General features: G+C 66.8%; 21 protein-coding genes and 4 tRNA genes. 12 read left to right on the plus strand and 13 right to left on the minus strand.

Going from position 1 to position 22,955, the window contains the following annotated elements; translation table 11 throughout:
* Positions 1-63 precede the first annotated feature (63 nt).
* The 5 genes from DIE16_RS31285 to DIE16_RS31305 all read right to left on the minus strand — a co-directional run bounded on the left by DIE16_RS31285 (position 64) and on the right by DIE16_RS31305 (position 3,959).
* Positions 64-1,311 (minus strand): ROK family transcriptional regulator, encoded by a 1,248-nt coding sequence (locus DIE16_RS31285; protein ID WP_124668207.1) that lies wholly within the window; start codon positions 1,309-1,311, stop codon positions 64-66.
* Between the two features lie 562 nt (positions 1,312-1,873).
* Positions 1,874-1,960: transfer RNA gene (locus tag DIE16_RS31290), tRNA-Leu, on the minus strand.
* Positions 1,961-2,351: 391 nt separating this feature from the next.
* Positions 2,352-2,438, minus strand: a tRNA-Leu gene (locus DIE16_RS31295).
* A gap of 110 nt (positions 2,439-2,548) precedes the next feature.
* Entirely contained in the window at positions 2,549-3,538 is a 990-nt protein-coding gene (locus tag DIE16_RS31300; protein WP_124894065.1) for an aliphatic sulfonate ABC transporter substrate-binding protein, read from the minus strand.
* Between the two features lie 334 nt (positions 3,539-3,872).
* Positions 3,873-3,959: transfer RNA gene (locus tag DIE16_RS31305), tRNA-Leu, on the minus strand.
* A 249-nt stretch (positions 3,960-4,208) separates the two neighbouring features.
* Here DIE16_RS31305 and rnr point away from each other — a divergent pair.
* The 6 genes from rnr (at position 4,209) to DIE16_RS31335 (ending at position 11,447) form a co-directional block, all read left to right on the plus strand.
* Positions 4,209-6,677 carry a ribonuclease R gene (rnr, locus tag DIE16_RS31310; protein ID WP_124485696.1) on the plus strand — a complete coding sequence of 823 codons (2,469 nt, stop codon included), beginning with the start codon at positions 4,209-4,211 and terminating at the stop codon, positions 6,675-6,677.
* A gap of 151 nt (positions 6,678-6,828) precedes the next feature.
* Positions 6,829-7,572 carry a 23S rRNA (guanosine(2251)-2'-O)-methyltransferase RlmB gene (gene rlmB / locus DIE16_RS31315; protein WP_044845081.1) on the plus strand — a complete coding sequence of 248 codons (744 nt, stop codon included), beginning with the start codon at positions 6,829-6,831 and terminating at the stop codon, positions 7,570-7,572.
* Positions 7,573-7,677: 105 nt separating this feature from the next.
* The gene (locus tag DIE16_RS31320) at positions 7,678-8,550 is read left to right on the plus strand and encodes an N-acetylmuramoyl-L-alanine amidase (RefSeq protein WP_124894066.1); all 873 of its coding nucleotides are present in this window, start codon (positions 7,678-7,680) and stop codon (positions 8,548-8,550) included.
* Positions 8,551-8,665: 115 nt separating this feature from the next.
* Positions 8,666-9,358, plus strand: coding sequence for a ribose-5-phosphate isomerase RpiA (gene rpiA / locus DIE16_RS31325; RefSeq protein WP_044845079.1), 693 nt, complete (start codon positions 8,666-8,668; stop codon positions 9,356-9,358).
* A 284-nt stretch (positions 9,359-9,642) separates the two neighbouring features.
* Positions 9,643-10,359, plus strand: coding sequence for a FadR/GntR family transcriptional regulator (locus tag DIE16_RS31330; protein WP_044845078.1), 717 nt, complete (start codon positions 9,643-9,645; stop codon positions 10,357-10,359).
* A 101-nt stretch (positions 10,360-10,460) separates the two neighbouring features.
* Positions 10,461-11,447 (plus strand): Gfo/Idh/MocA family protein, encoded by a 987-nt coding sequence (locus DIE16_RS31335; RefSeq protein WP_124485693.1) that lies wholly within the window; start codon positions 10,461-10,463, stop codon positions 11,445-11,447.
* Positions 11,448-11,511: 64 nt separating this feature from the next.
* On the opposite strand, the gene DIE16_RS31340 is transcribed toward DIE16_RS31335, so the two are convergent.
* From DIE16_RS31340 to DIE16_RS31370, 7 genes are all read right to left on the minus strand, one after another.
* Positions 11,512-12,204: an amino acid ABC transporter permease gene (locus DIE16_RS31340; protein ID WP_044845076.1), complete on the minus strand. Its 693-nt coding sequence runs from the start codon at positions 12,202-12,204 to the stop codon at positions 11,512-11,514.
* A 122-nt stretch (positions 12,205-12,326) separates the two neighbouring features.
* Positions 12,327-13,121, minus strand: a complete 795-nt coding sequence (locus tag DIE16_RS31345; RefSeq protein WP_044845075.1) for a cystine ABC transporter substrate-binding protein — start codon at positions 13,119-13,121, stop codon at positions 12,327-12,329.
* 102 nt (positions 13,122-13,223) lie between these two features.
* Positions 13,224-14,261: a quinone-dependent dihydroorotate dehydrogenase gene (locus tag DIE16_RS31350; RefSeq protein WP_124894067.1), complete on the minus strand. Its 1,038-nt coding sequence runs from the start codon at positions 14,259-14,261 to the stop codon at positions 13,224-13,226.
* 178 nt (positions 14,262-14,439) lie between these two features.
* The gene (locus tag DIE16_RS31355; RefSeq protein WP_044845073.1) at positions 14,440-15,270 is read right to left on the minus strand and encodes an arginyltransferase; all 831 of its coding nucleotides are present in this window, start codon (positions 15,268-15,270) and stop codon (positions 14,440-14,442) included.
* A gap of 33 nt (positions 15,271-15,303) precedes the next feature.
* The gene (gene aat / locus DIE16_RS31360; protein ID WP_124485690.1) at positions 15,304-16,068 is read right to left on the minus strand and encodes a leucyl/phenylalanyl-tRNA--protein transferase; all 765 of its coding nucleotides are present in this window, start codon (positions 16,066-16,068) and stop codon (positions 15,304-15,306) included.
* An 11-nt stretch (positions 16,069-16,079) separates the two neighbouring features.
* A complete protein-coding gene (locus tag DIE16_RS31365) occupies positions 16,080-16,625 on the minus strand; it encodes an NUDIX hydrolase (RefSeq protein ID WP_040144100.1) in 546 nt (181 codons plus the stop codon).
* A 172-nt stretch (positions 16,626-16,797) separates the two neighbouring features.
* Positions 16,798-16,874, minus strand: a tRNA-Met gene (locus tag DIE16_RS31370).
* A 216-nt stretch (positions 16,875-17,090) separates the two neighbouring features.
* On the opposite strand from DIE16_RS31370, the gene DIE16_RS31375 reads away from it, so the two are divergent.
* Genes DIE16_RS31375 through DIE16_RS31385 form a run of 3 tightly spaced genes read left to right on the plus strand, consistent with a single transcriptional unit; the run spans position 17,091 to position 19,110 of the window.
* Positions 17,091-17,588 (plus strand): heme-degrading domain-containing protein, encoded by a 498-nt coding sequence (locus tag DIE16_RS31375; protein WP_044845071.1) that lies wholly within the window; start codon positions 17,091-17,093, stop codon positions 17,586-17,588.
* Between the two features lie 3 nt (positions 17,589-17,591).
* Positions 17,592-17,930, plus strand: coding sequence for a multidrug efflux SMR transporter (locus tag DIE16_RS31380; protein WP_044845070.1), 339 nt, complete (start codon positions 17,592-17,594; stop codon positions 17,928-17,930).
* A gap of 31 nt (positions 17,931-17,961) precedes the next feature.
* Entirely contained in the window at positions 17,962-19,110 is a 1,149-nt protein-coding gene (locus DIE16_RS31385; protein WP_124485689.1) for an enoyl-CoA hydratase/isomerase family protein, read from the plus strand.
* Positions 19,111-19,227: 117 nt separating this feature from the next.
* Here the strand turns inward: DIE16_RS31385 and DIE16_RS31390 are convergent, their stop codons facing one another.
* Positions 19,228-19,656, minus strand: coding sequence for a hypothetical protein (locus DIE16_RS31390; protein ID WP_124894068.1), 429 nt, complete (start codon positions 19,654-19,656; stop codon positions 19,228-19,230).
* Positions 19,657-19,997: 341 nt separating this feature from the next.
* On the opposite strand from DIE16_RS31390, the gene ssuD reads away from it, so the two are divergent.
* The 3 genes from ssuD to DIE16_RS31405 are packed head-to-tail and all read left to right on the plus strand — an operon-like array spanning position 19,998 to position 22,940.
* A complete protein-coding gene (ssuD, locus tag DIE16_RS31395; RefSeq protein WP_124894069.1) occupies positions 19,998-21,155 on the plus strand; it encodes an FMNH2-dependent alkanesulfonate monooxygenase in 1,158 nt (385 codons plus the stop codon).
* Between the two features lie 16 nt (positions 21,156-21,171).
* Positions 21,172-21,984, plus strand: coding sequence for an aliphatic sulfonate ABC transporter permease SsuC (gene ssuC / locus DIE16_RS31400; protein ID WP_044845066.1), 813 nt, complete (start codon positions 21,172-21,174; stop codon positions 21,982-21,984).
* Complete coding sequence (locus DIE16_RS31405) at positions 21,981-22,940, plus strand: ATP-binding cassette domain-containing protein (protein ID WP_124522225.1); 960 nt, start codon at positions 21,981-21,983, stop codon at positions 22,938-22,940. Before ssuC ends, DIE16_RS31405 begins: the two co-directional genes overlap by 4 nt.
* Positions 22,941-22,955: the final 15 nt, after the last annotated feature.

The raw sequence follows: 22,955 nt of genomic DNA on the forward strand, positions 1-22,955 counted from the left end.
AGCGCGCGCACGGCCGGGAAGGTCTTGCTGATGCCGCGCATCTCGAGCAGCGGCCGGGGGGACTCAGAACGCGACATGGTTGACCTCCTGCGATTCGGTGCGGGCGCCCTTGAGGATGCCGGCCCGTGGAGAGAAGTTGAAGAACATCGGCAGTGTCGCGGCACCGATCGCGCCGGCGTCGGCGCCGAACGTGCCGCGTACGAGCGTCGGCGTGCCGCGCGCTTCCGGCGCGGTGGCGACGAGCGCCGCGCGCAGGCGGGTCGTCACCGCATCGAGCAGGCCGGCGTCGGTATCGGCGTCGAGTACGACCACCGGCGCATCGACGACGCACAGCACCGCACGCAATGCCGGCGCGAGCGCGTCGACACAGTCGTCGATCCATTCGTCGACCGCCGGCAGGCCACGCGCGATGCAGGCCTCGAGATCGGCGCGGTTCTCGACCGTCTCGCCGCAATGGCGCAGATGACGCACGAGCGCGTGCAGCGATGCGCGGGCGAGCAGGATGTCCCACGGGCCGCGGGGCGGCGGCGCGGACGCCAGCCGGCTCGGCGGCACAGGAATCACGGCGATGTCGCCGGCATTGCCGGTCACGCCGCGCAGGCAGTCGCCGTCGATCGCGATGCCGCCGCCGATCGCGGGACCGATGAACAGGTACACGAAATCGTCGCACTGCCGGCCGTACCCGTAGAACAGTTCGGCGATCGCGGCCGCGTTGCCGTCGTTTTCGCCGAACACGGGCAGCGACAGCGTGCGCCCGAGGTCGCTCGCGAAGTCGACGTCTTCCCACGCGCGGAACGTGTCGGGTGCGAGGCCGAGTTCGCGCATCCACGCGCCGAGGTTGTACGGCTGGGCGACGCCGACGCCCGTCAGGCGCGCGCGCTCATGCGTGGGGAGCAGGTCCTGCATCGCATCGATGTCGCGCCGCACGATGTCGAGCACGTCGGCGGGCGGGGGGAGCAGGCAGTCGTGGGAGCGGCGGCCGAGCACGTCGCCCGCGAAATTGACGAGCGCCGTCTCGATGCGCATCCGGTCGAGGTGGACGCCGATGCCGAACGCGCCGCGCGGATCGAGGCGGATCAGCGACGCCGGCTGGCCGCGCTGGCCCTCGGTGCGGCCGGCGGATTCGATCAGCTTCGCGTCGGCGAGGGACGCGATGATGCCGCCGACAGCCGCGCTCGTCATGTTCGCGAGACGCGCGAGGTCGGCCTTCGACGCGCTGCCCACGCGGCGCAGCGTCTTCAGCAGCAGGCGCTCGTTGTAACGGCGCACGTTGGCCGAATTGCTGCCCTGACCGAAGTGCGGGCTTCGCATGGCGTCTCCTTCCATGTTGCGTCGAACATCGACGCATTAAATAAATCATGTTGATTTATTTAACCGCGTGAGCGCTGGCATGTCAGCCTAGGGAAATCCCGGTTTTGTTGCGGGATGAAGGCGGGGCTTGGGTTGCTGCGGGCGGATGGCGACCGCGGCGTGCAGCGGGGCCGACGCTTTCGAATTCGTGCGATGGATCGCGGCTGGCGTGCGCTCGACGGATCGCCGGCCGGACTGACTCGTCGCGCGGGCCGGGGCGATTTGTCCTGATGCGCGGGCGGCGAAGGAAGGATGGCGCGTCATGCGCGTCACCGGGACGGGGACGGCATGGGACGCGGCGTGAACCTGGTATCGATTCGGCGCCGGAAATGAAAAAAGGCCGGCTAAAAGCCGGCCTTTTTAGAAAACAGATGGTGCCCAGGAGAGGACTCGGTCACACGAGCGCGACCCCGGCTGCGCTTGCAAGCGCAGCCTTTCGAGTCCTCGCGCAAAGCGCGCAGGCGCTTTGCTTCCTGGGCTGAAAAAGAAAAAGGCCGGCAGAAGCCGACCTTTTTTAAATAAGTGGTGCCCAGGAGAGGACTCGAACCTCCACGATGTTGCCACCGCTAGGACCTGAACCTAGTGCGTCTACCAATTCCGCCACCTGGGCACGTTTCGCTTGCTGCGATGCGAAGACTGCTATTCTAGCGTGTCTGAAGGATCTGTCAACAGAATTTGAGGTTACGAACGAAAATAATTTGCCGGCCTGCTTGCGATGCGAGAGGGGAGCGGGAGTGTTCGTCGATGCGTCGTGATGGTCAGGTGCGACCATCGTGCCGCGGCGAGCGTATCGATTCGGCGCCGGAAATAAAAAAAGGCCGTCTGAAAGCCGGCCTTTTTAGAAAACAGATGGTGCCCAGGAGAGGACTCGGTCACACGAGCGCGACCCCGGCTGCGCTTGCAAGCGCAGTCTTTCGAGTCCTCGCGCAAAGCGCGCAGGCGCTTTGCTTCCTGGGCCTGAAAAAGAAAAAGGCCGGCAGAAGCCGACCTTTTTAAATAAGTGGTGCCCAGGAGAGGACTCGAACCTCCACGATGTTGCCACCGCTAGGACCTGAACCTAGTGCGTCTACCAATTCCGCCACCTGGGCACGTTTCGCTTGCTGCGATGCGAAGACCGCTATTCTAGCGTGTCTGGAGCATCTGTCAACACAATTTTTCGATGGCGATCAAAATTATCGCGCGTTGCAGGTTCCGGGCATCAGGCGTCGATCGGCTCAGCACGCTTTGCCGCGAAATTCCAGCGCAGCGCTTCACCCGTGTCGACGCGGGCGGGCAGCAAACCGGCCGCGAGGAACGTATCGGCGATCTTCTGCTGCTCACCGAAGTTCTGCGTGGCCACGGTGCGCACGAGATAGCTGCGTCGTGCGTTCGCGCGCTCGATCGTCTTCGCGTCGAGTCCCCAGATCGGGGCGAGGGTATTGGCGGCCTCCTGCTGATGTTCGCGCAGCCAGGTGCCGGCTTGCGACAACTGGTCGAACACGATCTGGATGACGTCGGGGCGCGCGGCGGCAAAGCTGCCCGACGCCAGGTAATAGCGTTGGTACGACGCAAGCCCGTCGCCGTCGGCAAGAATCCGCACGTCGGGATTCGCGTCGACCGATGCGACATACGGGTCCCACGTGATCCATGCATCGACGCTGCCGCGCTCGAACGCCGCGCGGCCGTCGGCCGGCGTCAGGTAGTGGATTGCGGCGTCGGCGGGGGGGAGCTTTGCGCGCGCGAGTGCGGCAAGCAGCAGGTAGTGGCTGCCGGCTGCCTTCGTGACGGCGATGCGCTTGCCCTTGAGATCGGCGAGCGTGCGCAGCGCGCTGTCGCGCTTGACGATGATGGCCTGCGCTTTCGGTGACGGCGCTTCCTGCGCGACGTATACGAAGCGCGCATGCGCGGCCTGCGCGAAGACGGGAACGGTGTCGGCCACGTCGGCACTGAAATCGACCGCGCCGACGTTGAGCGCTTCGGTCAGCGGCAAGCCGCTCGCGAATTCATGCCACGACACGCGCAGGCCGAGCGTCGCGAGCGACTGCTCCAGCGTGCCGCGCGTCTTGAGCAGCGTAATGAGCGTCGACGATTTCTGGTATCCGATGCGCAACGTGGAGGGCGCGTTCTCGGCGTGCGTCCGGATGCCGGCGACGCTCAGGCCGGCGGCCAGCATCGCGCGCGCGAACGCGCGGCGGTTCATCGACGTCATGGGGTGGTTCCTCGTCGGGTTCGTTGAAAGCGAGGCGGCTAACGTACCAACGGGGAGAGCAATCGATAACCGATTAATTCTGCTATCGATCGGAGTGGCGGGCATATGGCGCGGTACAGGACGCGCAATGTGCGGCCGGAAATGAAAAAAGGCCGGCTAGAAGCCGACCTTTTCAAAAACAGATGGTGCCCAGGAGAGGACTCGGTCACACGAGCGCGACCCCGGCTGCGCTTGCAAGCGCAGCCTTTCGAGTCCTCGCGCAAAGCGCGCAGGCGCTTTGCTTCCTGGACCTGAAAAAGAAAAAGGCCGGCAGAAGCCGACCTTTTTAAATAAGTGGTGCCCAGGAGAGGACTCGAACCTCCACGATGTTGCCACCGCTAGGACCTGAACCTAGTGCGTCTACCAATTCCGCCACCTGGGCACGTTTTGCAGTAGCTGCTTGCTGCAAAGAAGCGAAATTATAGCGCCCCAATTAATCGTGTCAACACTTTTTTGCGATGCACCGCAAACCGGTCGCCGCGGCGCCTGCACGCGGCATTCGCGTCATTTGGCGACACAGGCGGGTGATAGAATGATCCGCCGCCGTCACTATAGAACTGTCTGACGGACACTTCTATGTTGATGCCGTGCACCATTAGTCAACGCAACGAGAACAATCATCGACAAACCCTTGAGCAAATATCCGTACCCCATTCCGAGCCGTGAAGAAATTCTCGGCGTGCTGCGTACGAGCGACGCGCCGCTGGCAGCCAACGACATCGCCGAAGCGCTGTCGATCAAGCGTCAGGAGCGCGAGGGGTTCTTCCGGCGTGTCGCCGCAATGGAACGCGACGGCCAGATCCGCCTCGACAAGCGCGGCCACTACCAGCTCACCCATCCGTCGAACTTCGTTGCCGGCCGCGTGCAGGGCCATCGCGACGGCTACGGGTTCGTGATCCGCGACGACGGCCAGGACGACCTGTTCCTGCCGAACGGCGAAATGCAGAAGGTCATGCACAACGACCGCGTGCTCGCGCGGATCGTCGGCTACGATCGCCGCGGCCGGCCGGAAGGGCACGTCGTCGAAGTCACCGAGCGCGCGAACAAGCGCGTGATCGGCCGCCTGCTCAACGAGAACGGCGCGCTGATCGTCGCCCCCGAAGACAAGCGCATCGGCCACGACATCCTGATCACGCAGAACGTGAAGAAGGCGAAGGTCGGGCAGGTCGTCGTCGTCGAACTGACCGACTTCCCGAGCCGTCATTCGCAACCGCTCGGCCGCGTCGTCGAAGTGCTCGGCGACATCGACGATCCGGGCATGGAAATCGAGATCGCCGTGCGCAAGTACGGCGTGCCGCACGAATTCAGCCAGCCGGCGCTCGACGAAGCCGCCGCGCTGCCGGACAAGGTACGGCCGACCGACCTGCGCTTCCGCGTCGACCTGCGCGACGTGCCGCTCGTGACGATCGACGGCGAGGATGCCCGCGACTTCGACGATGCCGTCTACTGCGAGCCGACCAAGGTCGGCCGCGGCGACGGCTTCCGCCTGATCGTCGCGATCGCCGACGTGTCGCACTACGTGCAGCCGGGCAGCGGGCTCGATGCCGACGCGCTCGAGCGCAGTACGTCGGTCTACTTCCCGCGCCGCGTGATCCCGATGCTGCCGGAGAAGCTGTCGAACGGCCTCTGTTCGCTGAACCCGCAGGTCGATCGCTGCGTGCTCGCATGCGACATGGTGATTACCGCGCGCGGCGAGATCAAGGCGTACCAGTTCTATCCGGCCGTGATCCATTCGGCCGCGCGCCTCACGTACACCGAAGTCGCGGCCGTGCTGTCGAACACGAAGGGGCCGGAGGCCGCGCGCCGCGCGGACCTGCTGCCGCACCTGCAGGATCTGTACGGCGTCTACAAGGCGCTGTTCGCCGCACGCCAGAAGCGCGGCGCGATCGACTTCGACACGACCGAGACCTACATCGTCTGCAACTCGCAAGGCAAGATCGAGCAGATCGTCCCGCGTCAGCGCAACGATGCGCACAAGCTGATCGAGGAATGCATGCTGGCCGCGAACGTGTGCGCGGCCGATTTCCTGAAGCGCCACAAGCACCCGGGCCTGTACCGCGTGCACGCGGGGCCGACGCCGGAGAAGCTCGAGAACCTGCGCGCGTTCCTGCGCGGCATGGGCCTCTCTCTCGGCGGCGGCGACAAGCCGCATGCGAGCGACTACGCGGCGCTGATGGCGCAGATCCGCGACCGGCCCGACGCGCAGATGCTGCAGCCGATGCTGCTGCGCTCGATGCAGCAGGCCGTCTACAGCCCTGACAACATCGGTCACTTCGGTCTCGCATACGAGGCGTACGCGCACTTCACGAGCCCGATTCGCCGCTATCCCGACCTGCTCACGCACCGCGCGATCTACGCGATCCTGTCCGGCAAGAAGTATGCGCCGAAGGCGCCGGACGGCTTCGAGCTGAACACCGCGCTGTCGCCGCGCGCCCGTGCGATGCAGCAGGCCGACGACGAAGCGCGCGGCCGTTCGCGCTCGAACACGGCGATCTGGGAAGAACTCGGCCTGCACTGCTCGGCGAACGAGCGCCGTGCCGACGAAGCGTCGCGCGACGTCGAGGCCTGGCTCAAGTGCTACTTCATGCGCGACAAGCTCGGCGAGGAGTACGGCGGGATGGTGAACGGCGTCACGTCGTTCGGCATCTTCGTGCAGCTCGATACGCTGTTCATCGAGGGGCTCGTGCACGTCACGGAACTCGGCTCGGACTACTTCCAGTACGACGAGATCAAGAACGAGCTGCGCGGCGAGCGCACGGGCATCCGTTATCGCCTGTCGGATCGCGTGCGCGTGCAGGTGAGCCGCGTCGATCTCGACGCGCGCAAGATCGACTTCCGCCTCGTGCGCGACACGCCGGTGAAGGCGCCGCGTCCGGCACCGGCGCCGGCTGTCGCCGGCAACGGTAACGGTAACGATCGCGGCGGCCCGCGCGTGCGCGCGTTGCCGCCGGTGGAGGACGCCGCGCCGCGCCGCAAGAAGGCGGCCAGCGCGCCGACCGTCGCGGTGAAGGAGGCGCGCGCCGCGCGTGCCGCGAAGAAGAAGGGCGGCGCGGCGGCGAAGACGGCCGCGAAGAAGGTGCACGCCCGCAAGAAGTATTGAGCGTTCGGGGCGGCGCACGCGCACGCCCTTGCAGTATCGAGAGACGCCGCGCTTGACCGGTCACCGGCCGGCAACGCGGCGCTTTCCTTTTCCATGGATCGCGGCTGCGCACGTCGCGCGGCCGCACGTTTGATCGAAGGTTGTTCCAGTCATGTCTCGTCTGAAGGTTCTTTACGGTTTTCATGCGGTGACCGCACGTTTGCGGCACGATGCGTCGACGGTTGCGGAGGTGCTGTACGACCAGACGCGCCGCGACCGCCGCATGCAGGACTTCCTGCACGCCGCGAAGGAAGCGGGCGTGCGGCTGATTGCGGCCGATGAAACCCGCCTGTGGGGCCTCGCGCATACCGAGCGCCACCAGGGCGTCGTGGCGCGCGTCGAGGATGTTCCGCTCGCACAGAACCTGTCCGAGCTGCTCGACGGCATCCAGGGCCCGGCGCTGCTGCTGGTACTCGACGGCGTCACCGATCCGCACAACCTCGGTGCATGCCTGCGTGTCGCCGATTCGGCCGGCGCGCATGCGGTGATCGCGCCGCGCGACCGCGCGGTCGGCCTGAACGCGACCGCGGCGAAGGTCGCCAGTGGCGCGGCCGACACGGTGCCGTACATCACGGTCACGAACCTCGCCCGCGCGCTGCGCGAGCTGAAGGACGCGGGCGTGTGGGTCATCGGTACGTCGGACGAGGCGTCGGGCACGCTGTACGACACGAAGCTCGACGGTCCCGTCGCCATCGTGATGGGTGCGGAAGGCGAAGGCATGCGCCGGCTCACGCGCGACACCTGCGACGAAGTGATGAGCATCCCGATGGCCGGCAGCGTGGAAAGCCTGAACGTGTCGGTCGCGAGCGGCGTGTGCCTGTATGAAGCGGTGCGGCAGCGGCGCGTGAAGGGCTGATACACGGGCTGACGCGCGCGGTCTCGCGCGCTGCGCGGGGCTGTCACGACCCGCACGACGCGTGCCGCGACTGCGCGCGGCACGCGCCTCCCGGAACTCGCGAACATGACCCTGTTTCGACTCGGCGCATCGTGCGCCATCCTCGGCCTGCTGGCCGCCTGCACGTCGCCGTCACTGGTCGGGCGCGGCACTTACTACGCCGACACGAGCTTGCACGCACGCGGCGCCGATTCGCGGATCCGCTTTCTCGTGATGCATTACACCGAAAGCGACGAAGCGAAATCGCTGCGCACGCTGACGGGCGATTCGGTCAGCGCGCACTACGTCGTGCCGCCGCAACCGCGCATCGAACGCGGGATGCCGGTGGTCTACCAGCTCGTGCCCGAATCGGAACGCGCATGGCAGGCGGGTATCAGCGAATGGCAGGGCACGACCGAGCTCAACGCAGCGTCGATCGGCATCGAGAACGTGAATCGCGGCCCGCTCGATCCGCAAAACCGCACGTGGCAGCCGTATCCGCCCGAACAGGTCGATGCGCTGATCCGTCTGTCGAAAGATGTCGTCGCGCGCTACCGGATTCCGCCGACGCGCGTGGTCGGGCACAGCGACATCGCGCCGCAACGCAAGATCGATCCGGGGCCGCTGTTCCCGTGGCATGCGCTCGCGCAAGCCGGTGTCGGCGCGTGGCCGGACGATGCGACCGTGGCCGCCCGGCTCGGCGGCCGCGATCCGCACGCGCTCGTCGACGTGCGCGAACTGCAGCTGAAGCTCGCGCGCTACGGCTACGACGTGCCGGCCGACGGCGTGCTCGACACCCGCACGCGACGCGTACTCGCGGCGTTCCAGATGCATTTCCGGCCGGCCGACTATGCGGGCAATCCGGACGCCGAAACCGATGCGATCGCACAGGCGCTGCTCGACAAGTATTTCTCCGCCACGCCGCCGGCGGGCGACGCATCCGCCACCGGCGCGCCGTGATCGCCGGCGTGCCCGGCGCTGATCGCAGCGCCGGCACCCCACCGAAAATGCCCGGGTCGTCTCCCGAGTCCGGTAAACTGGCGGTTTTCCGCAATCCCGCTGTATTCCCACCCCCATGACTCAAGACGAACTCAAACGCCTGGTCGGCCAGGCGGCCGCCGATTATGTGATCCAGAACGTGCCGGAAGGCGCCGTGATCGGCGTCGGCACCGGCTCGACCGCCAACTGCTTCATCGACGCGCTCGCGGCCGTCAAGTCGCGCTATCGCGGCGCCGTGTCGAGCTCCATCGCGACCACCGAACGCCTGAAATCGCACGGCATCAAGGTGTTCGACCTGAACGAGGTCGAATCGCTGCAGGTGTACGTCGACGGTGCCGACGAGATCGACGCAAGCGGTGCAATGATCAAGGGCGGCGGTGGCGCATTGACGCGCGAAAAGATCGTCGCGTCGGTGGCCGATACGTTCGTCTGCATCGCGGACGGCAGCAAGCGCGTGCCGGTGCTCGGCGCATTCCCGCTGCCGATCGAGGTCGTGCCGATGGCACGCACGGCGATCGGCCGGCGCGTGACCGCGCTGGGCGGCGTGCCGGTGCTGCGCGTGACGAAGGACGGCGCGCCGTACATCACCGACAACGGCAACGAGATCATCGACGTCAAGGGGCTGCAAATCACCGATCCGCGCGGTTTCGAGGCGCAGGTCAACGCATGGCCGGGCGTCGTGACGGTCGGCCTGTTCGCCGCGCGCGGCGCGAATCTGTGCCTGCTCGGCACGGCAAACGGCGTTGAAACGATCGTTTATCCCGATTAATCGAAACTGAATGAGAAGCAGTCCGTAATGGCATCCGGATGCCGTAATGGATTGCATGTTCAAAGTTCGTGGAAAGCCCGGCCCGGCAAGCGCAGCGCGCTTTCCGGGCTTTTTTTGAAGCCTTATAAATCAACCGCATCAAAAAGAGGGATAACCCTGTCAGGTGTTTACCAGATAGCGAAATATCCCCGAACTCATCAACTTATAGATCATAAGAACAGTCGTAACCAGGGCCGGCGGAACTGCGGAGCAGGTGTTCGCAAATCGACGCACGGGGAGGTGTCATGGAGCAGGGCAAAGACCGGTCACTGGTCGCCAAAGTGATGGATGGGCTTGTCGCAGGTATCGTCGAGGACAAGTACGGCGGCATTCTGCCGCCGCAGGATGTGCTGTCGAAAGAGTTCGACGTGAGTCGCACGGTGATGCGCGAAGCATTGTCGATGTTGCTCGCGCGCGACATGCTCGACGTGCGTCCGAAAGTCGGTACGCGCGTTCGGCCGATGCGCGACTGGCGCATGATCGATGAAGACGTGGTGAGCTGGCGGTTTCGTGCGAAGCCGGATCCGCAGTTCATGCGCGACGTCATCGAATTCCGGATGCTGATCGAACCGCGCGCGACCGCGCAGGCGGCGGTCCGTGCGACGGCGGCCGACATCGCGGGCATCCGCGAGGCGTTCGAAGCGTTCAAGGTGTTGCAACCGGGCGACCCCGGTTATGACACGGCGGACGAACTGCTGCACACGCGAATCGTCCAGGCGAGCGGCAACCAGTTTTTCCAGCAGATGGCGGCGATCGTGCGCGGCGCTGTGCGGCTCGTGAATCCGCGCGTCGCGCAGAAGGACGGTGCGCACGACATCGCGGTGAAGGCGCATGCGCGCGTCGTCGATGCGATCGAACGCCGCGATCCGCGCGAAGCCGAGGCGGCGTCGCTTGCCCTGATCGATTTCAGCGCCGACGAGATCTCGCGCGATTTCTCCGTCGACGTGCCCGTGCGCGCTTGAATCGGCGCGGGTCGCTTATCCCTGTGCCGGCGAGCCGTTTATCATGACGGCCGGCCGGCAGCGTGCCGGCCACCGTCATACGACCGACACGGAAGATCCGGATGAACGAATTCGACAACCGCCCGGTGCGCTTCGGCATCGTCGGCGCAGGCAGCATCGCACGCCGTTTCGCGCAAAGCCTCGCGCACGTGCCGGGTGCCACGCTCGCCGGCGTGTGGGCCCGCCGCGCCGATGCGGCAACCGCTTTCTGCGACAGCTGCGGCGGCAAGCCTGCCGCCAGCCTCGACGCGCTCCTCGCGAGCGACATCGACGCGATCTATATCGCGACCCTCCACGACAGTCACGCGCACTACGCGCAAGCGGCGCTCGCCGCCGGCAAGGCCGTGCTGTGCGAAAAACCCGCGACGCTGAACGCGACGCAGCTCGATGCCGTGCTGGATGCGGCACGCACGGCCGGCCGGCTCTTCATGGAAGCGATGAAGCCGCCGTTCTTTCCGTTGTATCGTCGGTTGCGCGCGCATCTGCATGACGATCCGATCGGCGAGATCAGGCTCGTGCGCGCGGGCTGCGCGTCGTCGTCGGTGCCGGACGATCATTCCGTCTATCGGCTCGACCGCGCCGGTGGCGCGCTGCTCGACATCGGAATCTACGAAGCCTTTCTCGCGGTCGACTGGCTCGGCGCGGCAGTCGACGTGCAGACGCTCGGCCGCATCGGCGCGACGGGTGTCGACGTGTTCGCGAGCCTGAACAGTCGTCACGCGAACGGCGGCATTGCGCAGCTCTTTTGCGGGCTCGACGTGATGGGACGCGGCGATGCGCTGATCGCTGCAGCAGGCGGGCACGTGACGATTCACGAAAAGTGGTGGAACCCCGCGCGGGCGACGATCCGCTATGCGGACGGGCGCACGGTCGAACTCGACGCGCCGGTCGACGGCGGCGGCCTGAACTACGAGACCGCGCATTTCTGCGACCTGCTGCGCGCGGGCGAACTCGAGAGCCCGATCATGACGCACGACCATTCGCGGCGAATGATCGCGATGACAGATGCGGCACGCGCGGCGCTCGGCGTGCGCTATTCGGGCGAGTAGGCGGGAAGGACGGGAAGGCGGGGGCCGGGCGCGCATCCGCGGCCCGGCGGGAGAGGCGACGTGCTCAGTGCCGCGCGGGCAGCGACAGGCGCTTTTCGTACCAGCGCTGGACCCATTCGAGGATCTGGCACAGCACCCAGTAGATCGCGGCGGCGGCCAGGTACAGCGGCAACGGCTGGTAGGTCGCCGCGATCACTTCCTGCGCGCTGCGCAGCAGTTCGGTCACGGTGATGACGGACACGAGCGACGTGTCCTTGATCAGGCTGATCAGGCTGTTCGACAGGCTCGGCACCGCGATGCGCAGCGCCTGCGGGCCGATCACGTAGCGCAGCGTCTGCCCCCACGACAGCCCGAGGCTGTAGGCGGCCAGCCATTGGCCGCGCGCGATTCCGTTGATCGCGCCGCGCATGCTTTCGGACATGTAAGCGGCGACATTCGCGGAGAGCGCGATCACGCCGGCCGGTGTCGGGTCGAGCGAGATGCCGAGGCTCGGCAGTCCGTAATAGATGACGAAGATCTGCACGAGCAGCGGCGTGCCGCGCATCAGGCTCACGTAGGCGCGCGCGAGCCCCGCGAGCGCGTTGACCCAGATGCGTTCGAAGCCGTCGAGCGGTTCGCTTTGCCGGATGCCCATCATCGCGAGCACGACGGCGCCGAGCAGGCCGAACACCATCGACAGCACGGCGAACTTGACGGTCAGTACGGCACCCTGGGCGAGCACCGGCAGCGATTGGACGAGCAGGGACGTTGTCGACATGGAATACGAATCGAATGCGTGCGCGAAAGCGCAATCATAAACCGGACCGATAAAACAAAGGGCGGCATCGCTTCGGATGCCGCCCTTTCCGGCCCGCCGTCAGGCGGGAAGCAGAGGCGTGCTTACTTGACCGGCTTCGTCACGTCGATGCCGAACCACTTGTCCGAGATCTTCGTGAACGTGCCGTCGGCCTCGAGTTGCGCCATCGCGTCGTCGATCGCCTTCTGGAACTTCGGGTTGCCCTTCTTGAACGGGATGCCCGACGGATTCGCCGAGCCGACGTTCGCGCCCGGGCGCAGCGGCAGTTGCGAGTTCTTCGTCAGGTACGCGAGCATCAGGCGGTCGTTGAGCGCCGCATCGAGACGGCCGGCCGCGAGGTCGCGCAGGTACTCGGGCGCGCCCGGGTAGGTCTTCACGTCGATGCCGGGCACCGACTTCGCCATGTCCATGTAGTTCGTGCCGAGCGCGACGCCGAGCTTCTTGCCCTTCAGGTCGTCGAGCGACTTGAACTGGCGCGTGTCGTCCTTGCGCTGGATCAACTGGGCGGACGAATAGGTGTACGCGGGCGAGAAGTCGAGCGTTTCCTTGCGCTTGTCGGTGATGCCGACCTGGTTGGCGATCACGTCGAACTTGCCGGCCTGCAGGCCCGCGATGATGCCGCTCCATTCGGTCGTGACGAACTCGGCCTTCACGCCGAGCTTCGCGGCGACGGCATTCGCGATGTCGACGTCGAAGCCGACGAGTTCGCCTTGCGGGTTCTTCGAGTTGAACGGAGGGAACGTGCCTTCGAGGCCGACGCGCAGCGTGCCGCGTTGTTTCACCTGGTCGAGGAGGTCGGCCGCCTGCGCGGTGGCGGCGGCGAACGACGTGCCGATCAGGCCGGCGACCAGCAGCTTCTTCAGCAGCGAAATTTTCATCGTGTGAGCTTCCTTGCCCCAGCGGGGCGCTTGATTCTGACTGTGGGGTCGATCATAGCAAAAATACAATCGACCATTAAATATCGTTTGTTTATGGCTATATTACACGGTGCGGTCACGCGCGATCGCCTTCACGCACTCGGCGACGAGCGCGGGGCCGCGATAGATGAAGCCCGTGTACAGCTGGACGAGCGACGCGCCGGCCGCGAGCTTCGCGCGCGCGTCCTCGCCCGAGAAGATGCCGCCGACGCCGATGATCGGCACCGCGCTGCCGACTTCGGCATGCAGTTTGCGGATCACTTCGTTGGACGCATCGAACACCGGACGGCCCGACAGGCCGCCGGCTTCGTCCGCGTGCGGCAGGCCCTGCACGGCCGCACGCGACAGCGTCGTGTTGGTGGCGATGACCGCCTCGATCTTGTGGCGCAGCAGCGTGTCGGCGATTTCCTTGACCTGTTCGTCGTCGAGATCGGGCGCGATCTTCAGCGCGAGCGGCACGAGCTTGCCGTGCAGGTCGGCGAGGCGTTGCTGCTTGTCCTTCAGCGCCGCGAGCAGCGCGTCGAGTTCGCCCGCGCCCTGCAGCTGGCGCAGGTTCTTCGTGTTCGGCGACGAAATGTTGATCGTCACGTAGCTTGCGAACGGATACACGCGCTCGAGGCAGTAGAGATAGTCTTCCGCGGCGCGTTCGATCGGCGTGTCGGCGTTCTTGCCGATGTTCAGGCCGAGGATGCCGCGATAGCGGGCCGCCTGGACGTTCTTCACGAACTGATCGACCCCGTGGTTGTTGAAGCCCATCCGGTTGATCAGCGCTTCCGCCTGCGGCAGGCGGAACATCCGCGGGCGCGGATTGCCCGGCTGCGGGCGCGGCGTGACCGTGCCGACCTCGATGAAGCCGAAGCCGAGCGCCGCGAGGCCGTCGATGGCCGCGCCGTCCTTGTCGAGGCCGGCGGCGAGGCCGACCGGGTTGCGGAACGTGAGTCCCATCACGGTGCGCGGCGCATCGGGCACGCGGGCCGACAGCGCGCAGGCGAGGCCCGTGCGGCCGGCCGCGCCGAGCGCGCGCAGCGTGAGGTGGTGAGCGTCTTCCGCATCCATCTTGAACAGGGATGCGCGGGCCAGCGGATAGAGGGAACTGAACACGGGAATTGGGCGGACGGCCGGAATGAATGACAACCCGCTATTTTACCGGGAGTTGCGCGGCAAGGGCGGGCTTCGCTTCGCATGCGCGGCCGGTGGCACCGCTTGTGCCGCGCGGCAACGCGTGCAAGGGCCGCAGGGTGCCCGTTGCAGGCGCGCCGCCGCGCCGCGGGATGGCCCGTCAGCCCGACCCGGAATGTCCGCCCGGCAGCGGCGCACGGGCGAGTGCCGCGTCGACCGGCGGCAGGTCGATGCGATCCGGATCGAGTATTTTCCAGCGGCCGTCGAGCAACCCTTCGAGCGGATGGAAGTTGGCCTTGTAGGCCATCTTCGGGCTCTCGCGGATCCAGTAGCCGAGATACACGTACGGCAGGCCGAGGCTCTTCGCCTGCTCGATCTGCCACAGGATGTTGTACGTGCCGTAGCTCGTATGCTGCTCGTCCGGCTCGAAGAACGTATAGACCGACGACAGTCCGTCGCCGAGGATGTCGATCATGCTGACCATGCGCAGCTTGCCGGGCTCGCCGCCCGGCGCGTCGAGGTCGCGGAATTCGACGAGGCGCGAATTGATCCGGCTCTGCAGCAGGAACTGCTCGTACTGGTCGCGGCTGTCGCGATCCATGCCGCCGCCCGCGTGGCGCGCCGACTGGTAGCGCATGTAGAGCGCGTAGTGCTCCTCGTCGTAGTGCAGCGGCGAGACCGTCGCGACGAGCGCGCGGTGCCGCTTCCACATCCGGCGCTGGGTGCGCGACGGCGTGAACGCGCCGACCGGCACGCGCACCGGCACGCAGGCACGGCAGCCGTCGCAGTACGGGCGATAGGTGAACACGCCCGAGCGCCGGAAGCCGGCCTTCACGAGCTCGGTATAGATGTCGGAATTGATCAGGTGGCTCGGCGTCGCGACTTGCGAGCGCGCGACGCGGCCGTCCAGATAGCTGCACGGATAGGGCGCCGTTGCATAGAATTGCAGCGCCGAAAGCGGTGAAAGCGGCAGCTCAGTCGGGTGAGTCATGGGCAGCTCTCGATGCAGGGAGGGAGTGCCGCGCTAGCGCTCGATCCCGGAGGGGGCGGCCGGTTCGGCAGGGCTCGTCAGCATGGCGAGCACACGCTTGTCGAACTGCCACGGAATCGGCGGTTCGGCTACCGCGCGGCGCACGTGAGCGACAAAGGCCTTGCGTGCGATCTCGCGGCCACCGAGCGACGCTAGATGCGACGTATTCTGCTGGCAGTCTATCATCTCCAGCCCCTGCTCGCGAAGGTGGGCGACGAGCGTCGCCAGAGCGATCTTCGAGGCATCGGTGACATCCGCATACATCGATTCGCCGAAAAACATCCGCCCGAACGCGACGCCGTAGAGGCCGCCCACGCGTCGCCCGTCGTGCCACGCCTCGATGCTGTGCGCGTTGCCGGAACGGTAGAGCGACGAATACGCGTCGATGATCTCGGCCGTGATCCAGGTACCGCGCTGCCCGCGGCGCGGCGCTTGCGCGCACGCGCGCATCACGCCCGGAAAGTCATGGTCGACGCGCACTTCCCACGCGGAGTCGCGCAGCACGCGCTTGAGCGTCTTGCGCAGCGACGGGGACACCTTGAATTCGGCCGGCGCGAGGATCATCCGCGGGTCGGGGCTCCACCACAGCACGGGCTGGCCGTCCGAATACCACGGGAAGATGCCGCGCAGGTAGGCCTCGATCAGGCGGGACGGCAGCAGGTCGGCGCTCGCGGCGAGCAGCCCCGGCGCGCCGGTCGCGGAGCCGAGCGCGCGTTCGACGGGCGGGAACGGATCGTCCGGGCCGAGCCAGGGGACCATGGGGCGCGGGCTCAGCCGTTGCGCAGCGAGCGGAAGATATCGCCGGTATGGACGCCGTAGTCGCCGGCGGCGCGATCGGCGAAGAAGAAACGCAGCGTCTGGCTGACGGTCGGGAACGCGATCTCGTCCCACGGAATGTCGGCTTCGTCGAACAGCTTGACTTCGAGGCTTTCCTCGCCGGCCTCGTAAGCCGGATCGACGAGCCGCGCCAGATAGAACAGATGGACCTGGTGCACGTGCGGCACGTTGAGCAGCGTGAACAGGTTCTGAACCTCGACGCGTGCGCCGGCTTCCTCGAGCGTTTCGCGCGCGGCGGCCTCGGCCGTCGTCTCGCCCATTTCCATGAAGCCTGCCGGCAGCGTCCAGAAACCGTAGCGCGGTTCGATCGCACGGCGGCACAGCAGCACCTGATCGCCCCAGACCGGCACCGTGCCGACCACGTTGCGCGGATTCTGGTAATGGATCGTGCCGCAGTGATCGCAAATGAAGCGCTCGCGGTTGTCGCCCGGAGGAATGCGCGCGATGACTTCGTGACCGCAGACGGAGCAGAATTTCATGTCGAGTGGAAGGGACGAGGTGCTGCGAGTGTATCACCGGGGCGGGGCATTCTCGAACGCGAGCGCATGTGCGCGGCGTGCGGCGCGAAGCGCAACGTGCGAGGCGCGCAATCGCGCGCCGGAAAACAAAAAGCCCGGCGTGGAGCCGGGCTTTTTGCATGAATCGGGACGTTGGTTGCGGGGGTAGGATTTGAACCTACGACCTTCGGGTTATGAGCCCGACGAGCTGCCAGACTGCTCCACCCCGCGTCCGTCTAAGAAATGAATTATATGGACTAACCCGAATGCTTGCAAGCACTTTCTGACAATCGCGTTTCAGTCGCCGGCGGGACGCCGGCAGGGCCGGTACGGCAGGCGCGTGCGCTAGAATCGAGCGGTTTGCTTGTGTCGTTCACGCCTGCAGCGGAGAGTCGCGCGCGATCGCGTCGGTGCCGTTGCAACACTCACTACAGCATCGACGGATTCATGGACATCGCTCACGATCTGCAATCGATCGGCGCGCAGGAACAGGCGCTCGTGTTTCCCCATTTCGACCCGGCTCGTGCCTGGGCGCTCGGCAACCGGATGCATGCGCTCGCGACGTCGCGCGGCCATGCGATCGCGATCGACATCGTCACGTTCGGCCAGCCGCTGTTCTATGCGGCGCTCGCCGGCGCGACGCCCGACAACGCCGACTGGGTACGCCGCAAGCGCAACGTCGTCGCGCACTTCCGCCGCAGTTCGTATGCGATCGGCCTGCGCATGCAGCAGGCCGGCGCCACGCTCGCCGACAAGCACGGGCTGCCGATCTCCGACTATTCGCCGCACGGCGGCGCGTTTCCGCTGACCGTCGCGGGGGCCGGCGTGATCGGCTCGATCACCGCATCGGGGCTGCCGCAGCGCGCGGATCACGAGTTCGTCGTCGAAGCCCTGTGCGCCGAGCTCGGGCAGGACTATGCCGTGCTGGCACTTGCAAGGAGCTGAGCGATGCAGATTCCGGGTTACGCATGGCTCGCGATCGCGATCGTCGCGGAAGTGGTCGGCACGTCCGCGCTGCGCGCGGCGGACGGCTTCACGCGCTTCTGGCCGTCGGCGCTCGTCGTGGCCGGTTACGGCATCGCGTTCTACTGTCTGTCGCTCACGCTGCGCACGATGCCCGTCGGCATCATCTATGCGGTGTGGTCGGGGGCCGGCATCGTGCTGATCACGCTCGTCGCGATGCTGCTCTATCGCCAGGTGCCGGACCTGCCGGCCGTGATCGGCCTCGGGCTGATCGTCTCGGGCGTCGTGGTGCTGAACCTGTTCTCGAAGATGCAGGCGCACTGAGCGTGCGCCCGCGATACGCCGGATGGCTCACATGACCGATTCCACTGCCGCTTCCGCCGAAGCCGCCCAGCCCGACGTGCGCGCGTATGTCGCGAACCGCATCGGCTATCTCGAACTGAACCGGCCGAAGGCGCTGAATGCGCTGTCGGTGGGGATGATCCGACTGATGCAGCAGGCGCTCGATGCATGGCGCGACGACGCGGAGGTGACGGCCGTCGTCGTGCACAGCCCGCATCCGCGCGCGTTCTGCGCGGGCGGCGACGTGCGCTTCTTCCACGATGCGTGGCAGCGCGGCGATCGCGATGCGGTCGACACGTTCTTCATCGAGGAATACACGCTCAACCATACGATCTTCACCTATCCGAAACCGTACATCGCGTTGATGCACGGCGTCGTGATGGGCGGCGGCATGGGCATTTCGCAGGCGGCGCGACATACGGGCGGCCTGCGTGTGGTCACCGATTCGACGAAGATGGCGATGCCCGAAACGCGCATCGGGCTGTTCCCGGACGTCGGGATGAGCTGGTTCCTCGCGCGCACGCCGGGCGCGCTCGGCCGCTATCTCGCGGTGACCGGCGCGACGCTCGACGCGGCCGGCGCACTGTATGCGCAGCTCGCCGACGTATACCTGCCTGACGCCGCGCTGCCGGCGCTGCTCGATACGCTGCACGGCGCGCGGATCGACAGCGGCGCGCAGGCCGTCGCGTGCGTGGCCGACGCAGCTGCCGCGCACAAGGTCGTGCCGACGCCCGACACGTCGGCGCTGGCCGACGCGCGCGCCGGGATCGACCGGCATTTCGCGCAGCCCGATATCGGCGCGATCCTGGCGTCGCTCGACGCCGAGCAGGATTGCGCGGCCATCGACGGATGGGTCGAGAAGGCGACCCACGCGATGCGCAGCCAGTTGTCGCCGCTGTCGATGGCCGTGTCGCTCGAAGTCGTCGAGCGCGCGCGCGGCGCGACGATGGCCGATTGCCTGCGGCGCGATCTCGACCTCACGCGTTCGACGTTCGCGCACGGCGACGTGATCGAAGGCGTGCGCGCGCTGATCGTCGACAAGGATCAACAGCCGGTCTGGCGTTTCAAGTCGACGGCCGATATCGACCGGGCCGACGTGCTCGCGATGTTCGACAGCCCGTGGACGCCCGACACGCATCCGCTGCGCAACCTGAAGGACTGACGCTCGCGGTATCGAAGCGAAAAGCAAAAAGGCCGCTTGCATGTGCAGGCGGCCTTTCCGTTTGCGGATGCCGATCCGGCTCGGCGACAGGGCCGGGGCCTCGCCGCAAGCCGTGCGTTATTCGTCGCCGGCGTCGTCCGACATGAACGCGCGCATGAACACCAGCGCACCGAAACCCCACACCGCGTGTGCCGCGAAACCGGCGGCGAGCACCGGCATCATGTTGCCCGACGGCCAGATCCCGCGCAGCGGATCGATCGCGAACACGCGGGCGGCCGTCAGCACGACGCCGCCGAACACCAGCGCGCCGATCCACGGCGCTTCGCGCTCCGGCGACACGCGCAGCAGCCACGCCATCGGGATCGCGCAGCACGCGCTGATCAGCGCGTTCGCGACAAATTCAGGAATGCCGAGCGGCGCGAAAGGTTGCGTGGAGAATCCGGCTGCGGCGATCAGGTCGGCCGTATGTAGCAGCGCGAGCGTCGCTTCGCGAAAGAAGAGGGCGGCCAGGAAGCCGGACAGGAACGGCAGGATGACTTTCTGCATCGATGAGCGTATTGCAGGCGTGGCCGGCCGGGGCCGTCCGCGCGAAGTTGTTCGGATAGGTGCGTCATTATAGGGCCCGGCCGATGCGATATTCGCTGGAGCGTCGCGCTAATCACGAAAGCGGAAAACCTAAGCTCAAAAAAATCGTTCCAAAGCCCTGCACCGATCCATAGACTGATTTCCCAGAAACAGCCGTGCAATCGCGTACTCGTCCGCGGCACGGCCTGACCGGCGAGCCATCCCGATTCGAATGCACACCATGCATGCGTCGCTGATTCGCGACGCGAGCAGGGCTTCGTTTTATCCAGATTCCGGCAAGGACAGTCAAGCAGGAGCAGCAGATGAATGTTTTCTGGTTTATTCCCACGCACGGCGACAGCCGTTATCTCGGCACCGCCGAAGGCGCGCGCGCCGCGGATTACGATTATTTCAAGCAGATCGCCGTCGCGGCCGACACGCTCGGCTACGAAGGCGTGCTGCTGCCGACCGGCCGTTCCTGCGAGGATGCGTGGGTCGTTGCGTCGAGCCTGATTCCGGCGACGCAGCGTCTGAAGTTCCTGGTCGCCGTGCGTCCCGGCATCGCATCGCCCGGTCTCGCGGCGCGGATGGCCGCGACGTTCGACCGCCTGTCGGGCGGCCGCCTGCTGATCAACGTCGTGACGGGCGGCGACGCCGCCGAACTCGAAGGCGACGGGCTGTTCGCGGATCACGATACGCGCTACGAGATCACCGACGACTTCCTGAACATCTGGCGCGGACTGCTGTCCGCCTCGCACGATAACGGCGGCTTCGACTACATCGGCAAGCACCTTCAGTCGAAGGGCGGCAAGGCGCTGTATCCGCCCGTGCAGCGCCCGCATCCGCCGCTGTGGTTCGGCGGATCGTCGCCGGCCGCGCACGCGATCGCCGCGGATCACATCGACACCTACCTGACCTGGGGCGAGCCGCCCGAGGCCGTCGCGAAGAAGATCGCCGACATCCGCGCCCGCGCCGAGGCGCGTGGCCGCAAGGTCAAGTTCGGCATCCGCCTGCACGTGATCGTGCGCGAGACCGAGGACGAGGCGTGGCGCGATGCCGACCGCCTGATCAGCCGTCTCGACGACGAGACGATCGCCCGCGCGCAGCAGGCATTCGCGAACATGGATTCGGAAGGCCAGCGCCGGATGGCCGCGCTGCACGGTGGCAAGCGCGGCGGCCGCGAGGCGCTCGAGGTGTATCCGAACCTGTGGGCCGGTGTCGGTCTCGTGCGCGGCGGCGCGGGTACCGCGCTCGTCGGCAACCCCGAGCAGGTCGCGGAACGCATGCGCGAATACGCGGATCTCGGCATCGAGACGTTCATCCTGTCCGGCTATCCGCACCTCGAGGAGTCGTACCGCTTCGCCGAGCTCGTGTTCCCGCTGATCAAGGGCAAGGGCGCGGCGCGTCCGTCCGGCCCGCTGTCGGGGCCGTTCGGCGAGATCGTCGGCAACAACTACCTGCCGAAGGCGAGCCAGAGCTGAACGAAGGAGGCCTGCGATGACAACGAAAACGTCGACGACGGGCGCCGCCGTGGCCGCCCGCGCCTGGCGCGGCATCGCGCCGTGGCTCGTGCCGCTCGCGCTGCTGGCCGCATGGGAGGTCGGCGCGCGCGTCGGCTGGCTGTCGACCCGCGTGCTGCCCGAGCCGCTGGCGGTCGTGCGTGCCGCGTGGTCGCTCGTGACGTCGGGCGAGATGTGGGCGAACGTGAAGGTCAGTACCTGGCGCGCGCTGTTCGGCTTCGCGATCGGCGGCGGCGTGGGTCTCGCGCTCGGGCTCGCGACCGGCCTGTCGAAAGCGGCGGAGGTCGCGCTCGATTCGACGATCCAGATGATCCGCAACATCCCCGCGCTCGCGATGATTCCGCTCGTGATCCTGTGGTTCGGCATCGACGAGAAGGCGAAGCTGTTCCTCGTTTCGCTCGGCGTGTTCTTCCCGGTTTACATCAACACGTATCACGGGATCCGCTCGGTCGACGCGAACCTGATCGAGATGGCGAAGAGCTATGGCGTGCGCGGCTTCGCGCTGTATCGCGACGTGATCCTGCCCGGCGCATTGCCGTCGATTCTCGTCGGCGTGCGCTTCGCGCTCGGGCTGATGTGGGTGATGCTGATCGTCGCGGAAACGATCTCCGCGCAATCGGGCATCGGCTACATGACGATGAACGCGCGCGAATTCCTGCAAACCGATGTGGTGGTGGTCGGCATCCTGCTGTATGCGGTGCTCGGCAAGCTGGCCGATGTGCTGGCGAAATGGATCGAGCGCGTGACGCTGCGCTGGCACCCCGCTTATCAATCAGGAGCAAAGGCATGAATGCGACGACTTCGGCGGCCGCCTACGGCCCGCTCGCCGGCGCAGACCTCGAGGCCGAACTGGTACAGGCACGCGTCACGGACGACGACGCACGCGATGCGGCGATCGTCGATCGGGACGGCGGTGCATCCGTCGTTCCGCTCGCGCGGCGGCGCGCGGGCAGCCCGGCAGCCGACGACGCGGTGACGCTGTCGGGCGTCAGCAAGCGCTTCGGCACGCGCACCGTGCTCGACAACGTCGAACTCGGCATCGCGCGCGGCAGCTTCGTCGCGATCGTCGGCCGCAGCGGCTGCGGAAAATCCACGCTGCTGCGTCTCGTCGCGGGGCTCGAGGCGCCGAGCAGCGGTGCGCTCGTGACGCGCGGCGAGGGTGGCGGCACGCTCGACACCCGGATCATGTACCAGGATGCGCGACTGCTGCCGTGGAAGACCGTGCTGCAGAACGTGATGCTGGGCCTGGGCCGCGGGGCACGCGATCAGGCGCGCGCGGTGCTCGACGAAGTCGGGCTGCTCGAGCGCGCGAATGACTGGCCCGCCCAGCTGTCGGGCGGCCAGCGGCAGCGCGTCGCGCTCGCCCGCGCGCTCGTGCACCGGCCGCAATTGCTGCTGCTCGACGAGCCGCTCGGTGCGCTCGACGCGCTGACCCGCATCGAGATGCATGCGCTGATCGAGCGCTTGTGGCGCGAGCATCGGTTCACCGCGCTGCTCGTCACGCACGACGTGCAGGAAGCCGTCGCGCTCGGCGACCGGATCCTGTTGATCGAGCAAGGGCGCGTCGCCCTCGATCAGTCCGTTCCGCTCGACCGGCCGCGTGCGCGCGCGTCGGCCGCATTCGCGGCGCTGGAAGACCGTGTGCTGCAACGCGTACTCGCCGGCGGGCCGGGCGGGGGCGAGCAGGGTGCGGTGCCTGAGGTGGAGCACGTACGACCGGTCGGGCAGATTCGCTGGGCCGTTTAAATCCGGGCGGCACCG

Origin of the sequence: Burkholderia sp. Bp9090, from assembly GCF_003857985.1 — a bacterium.
Lineage (GTDB): Bacteria > Pseudomonadota > Gammaproteobacteria > Burkholderiales > Burkholderiaceae > Burkholderia.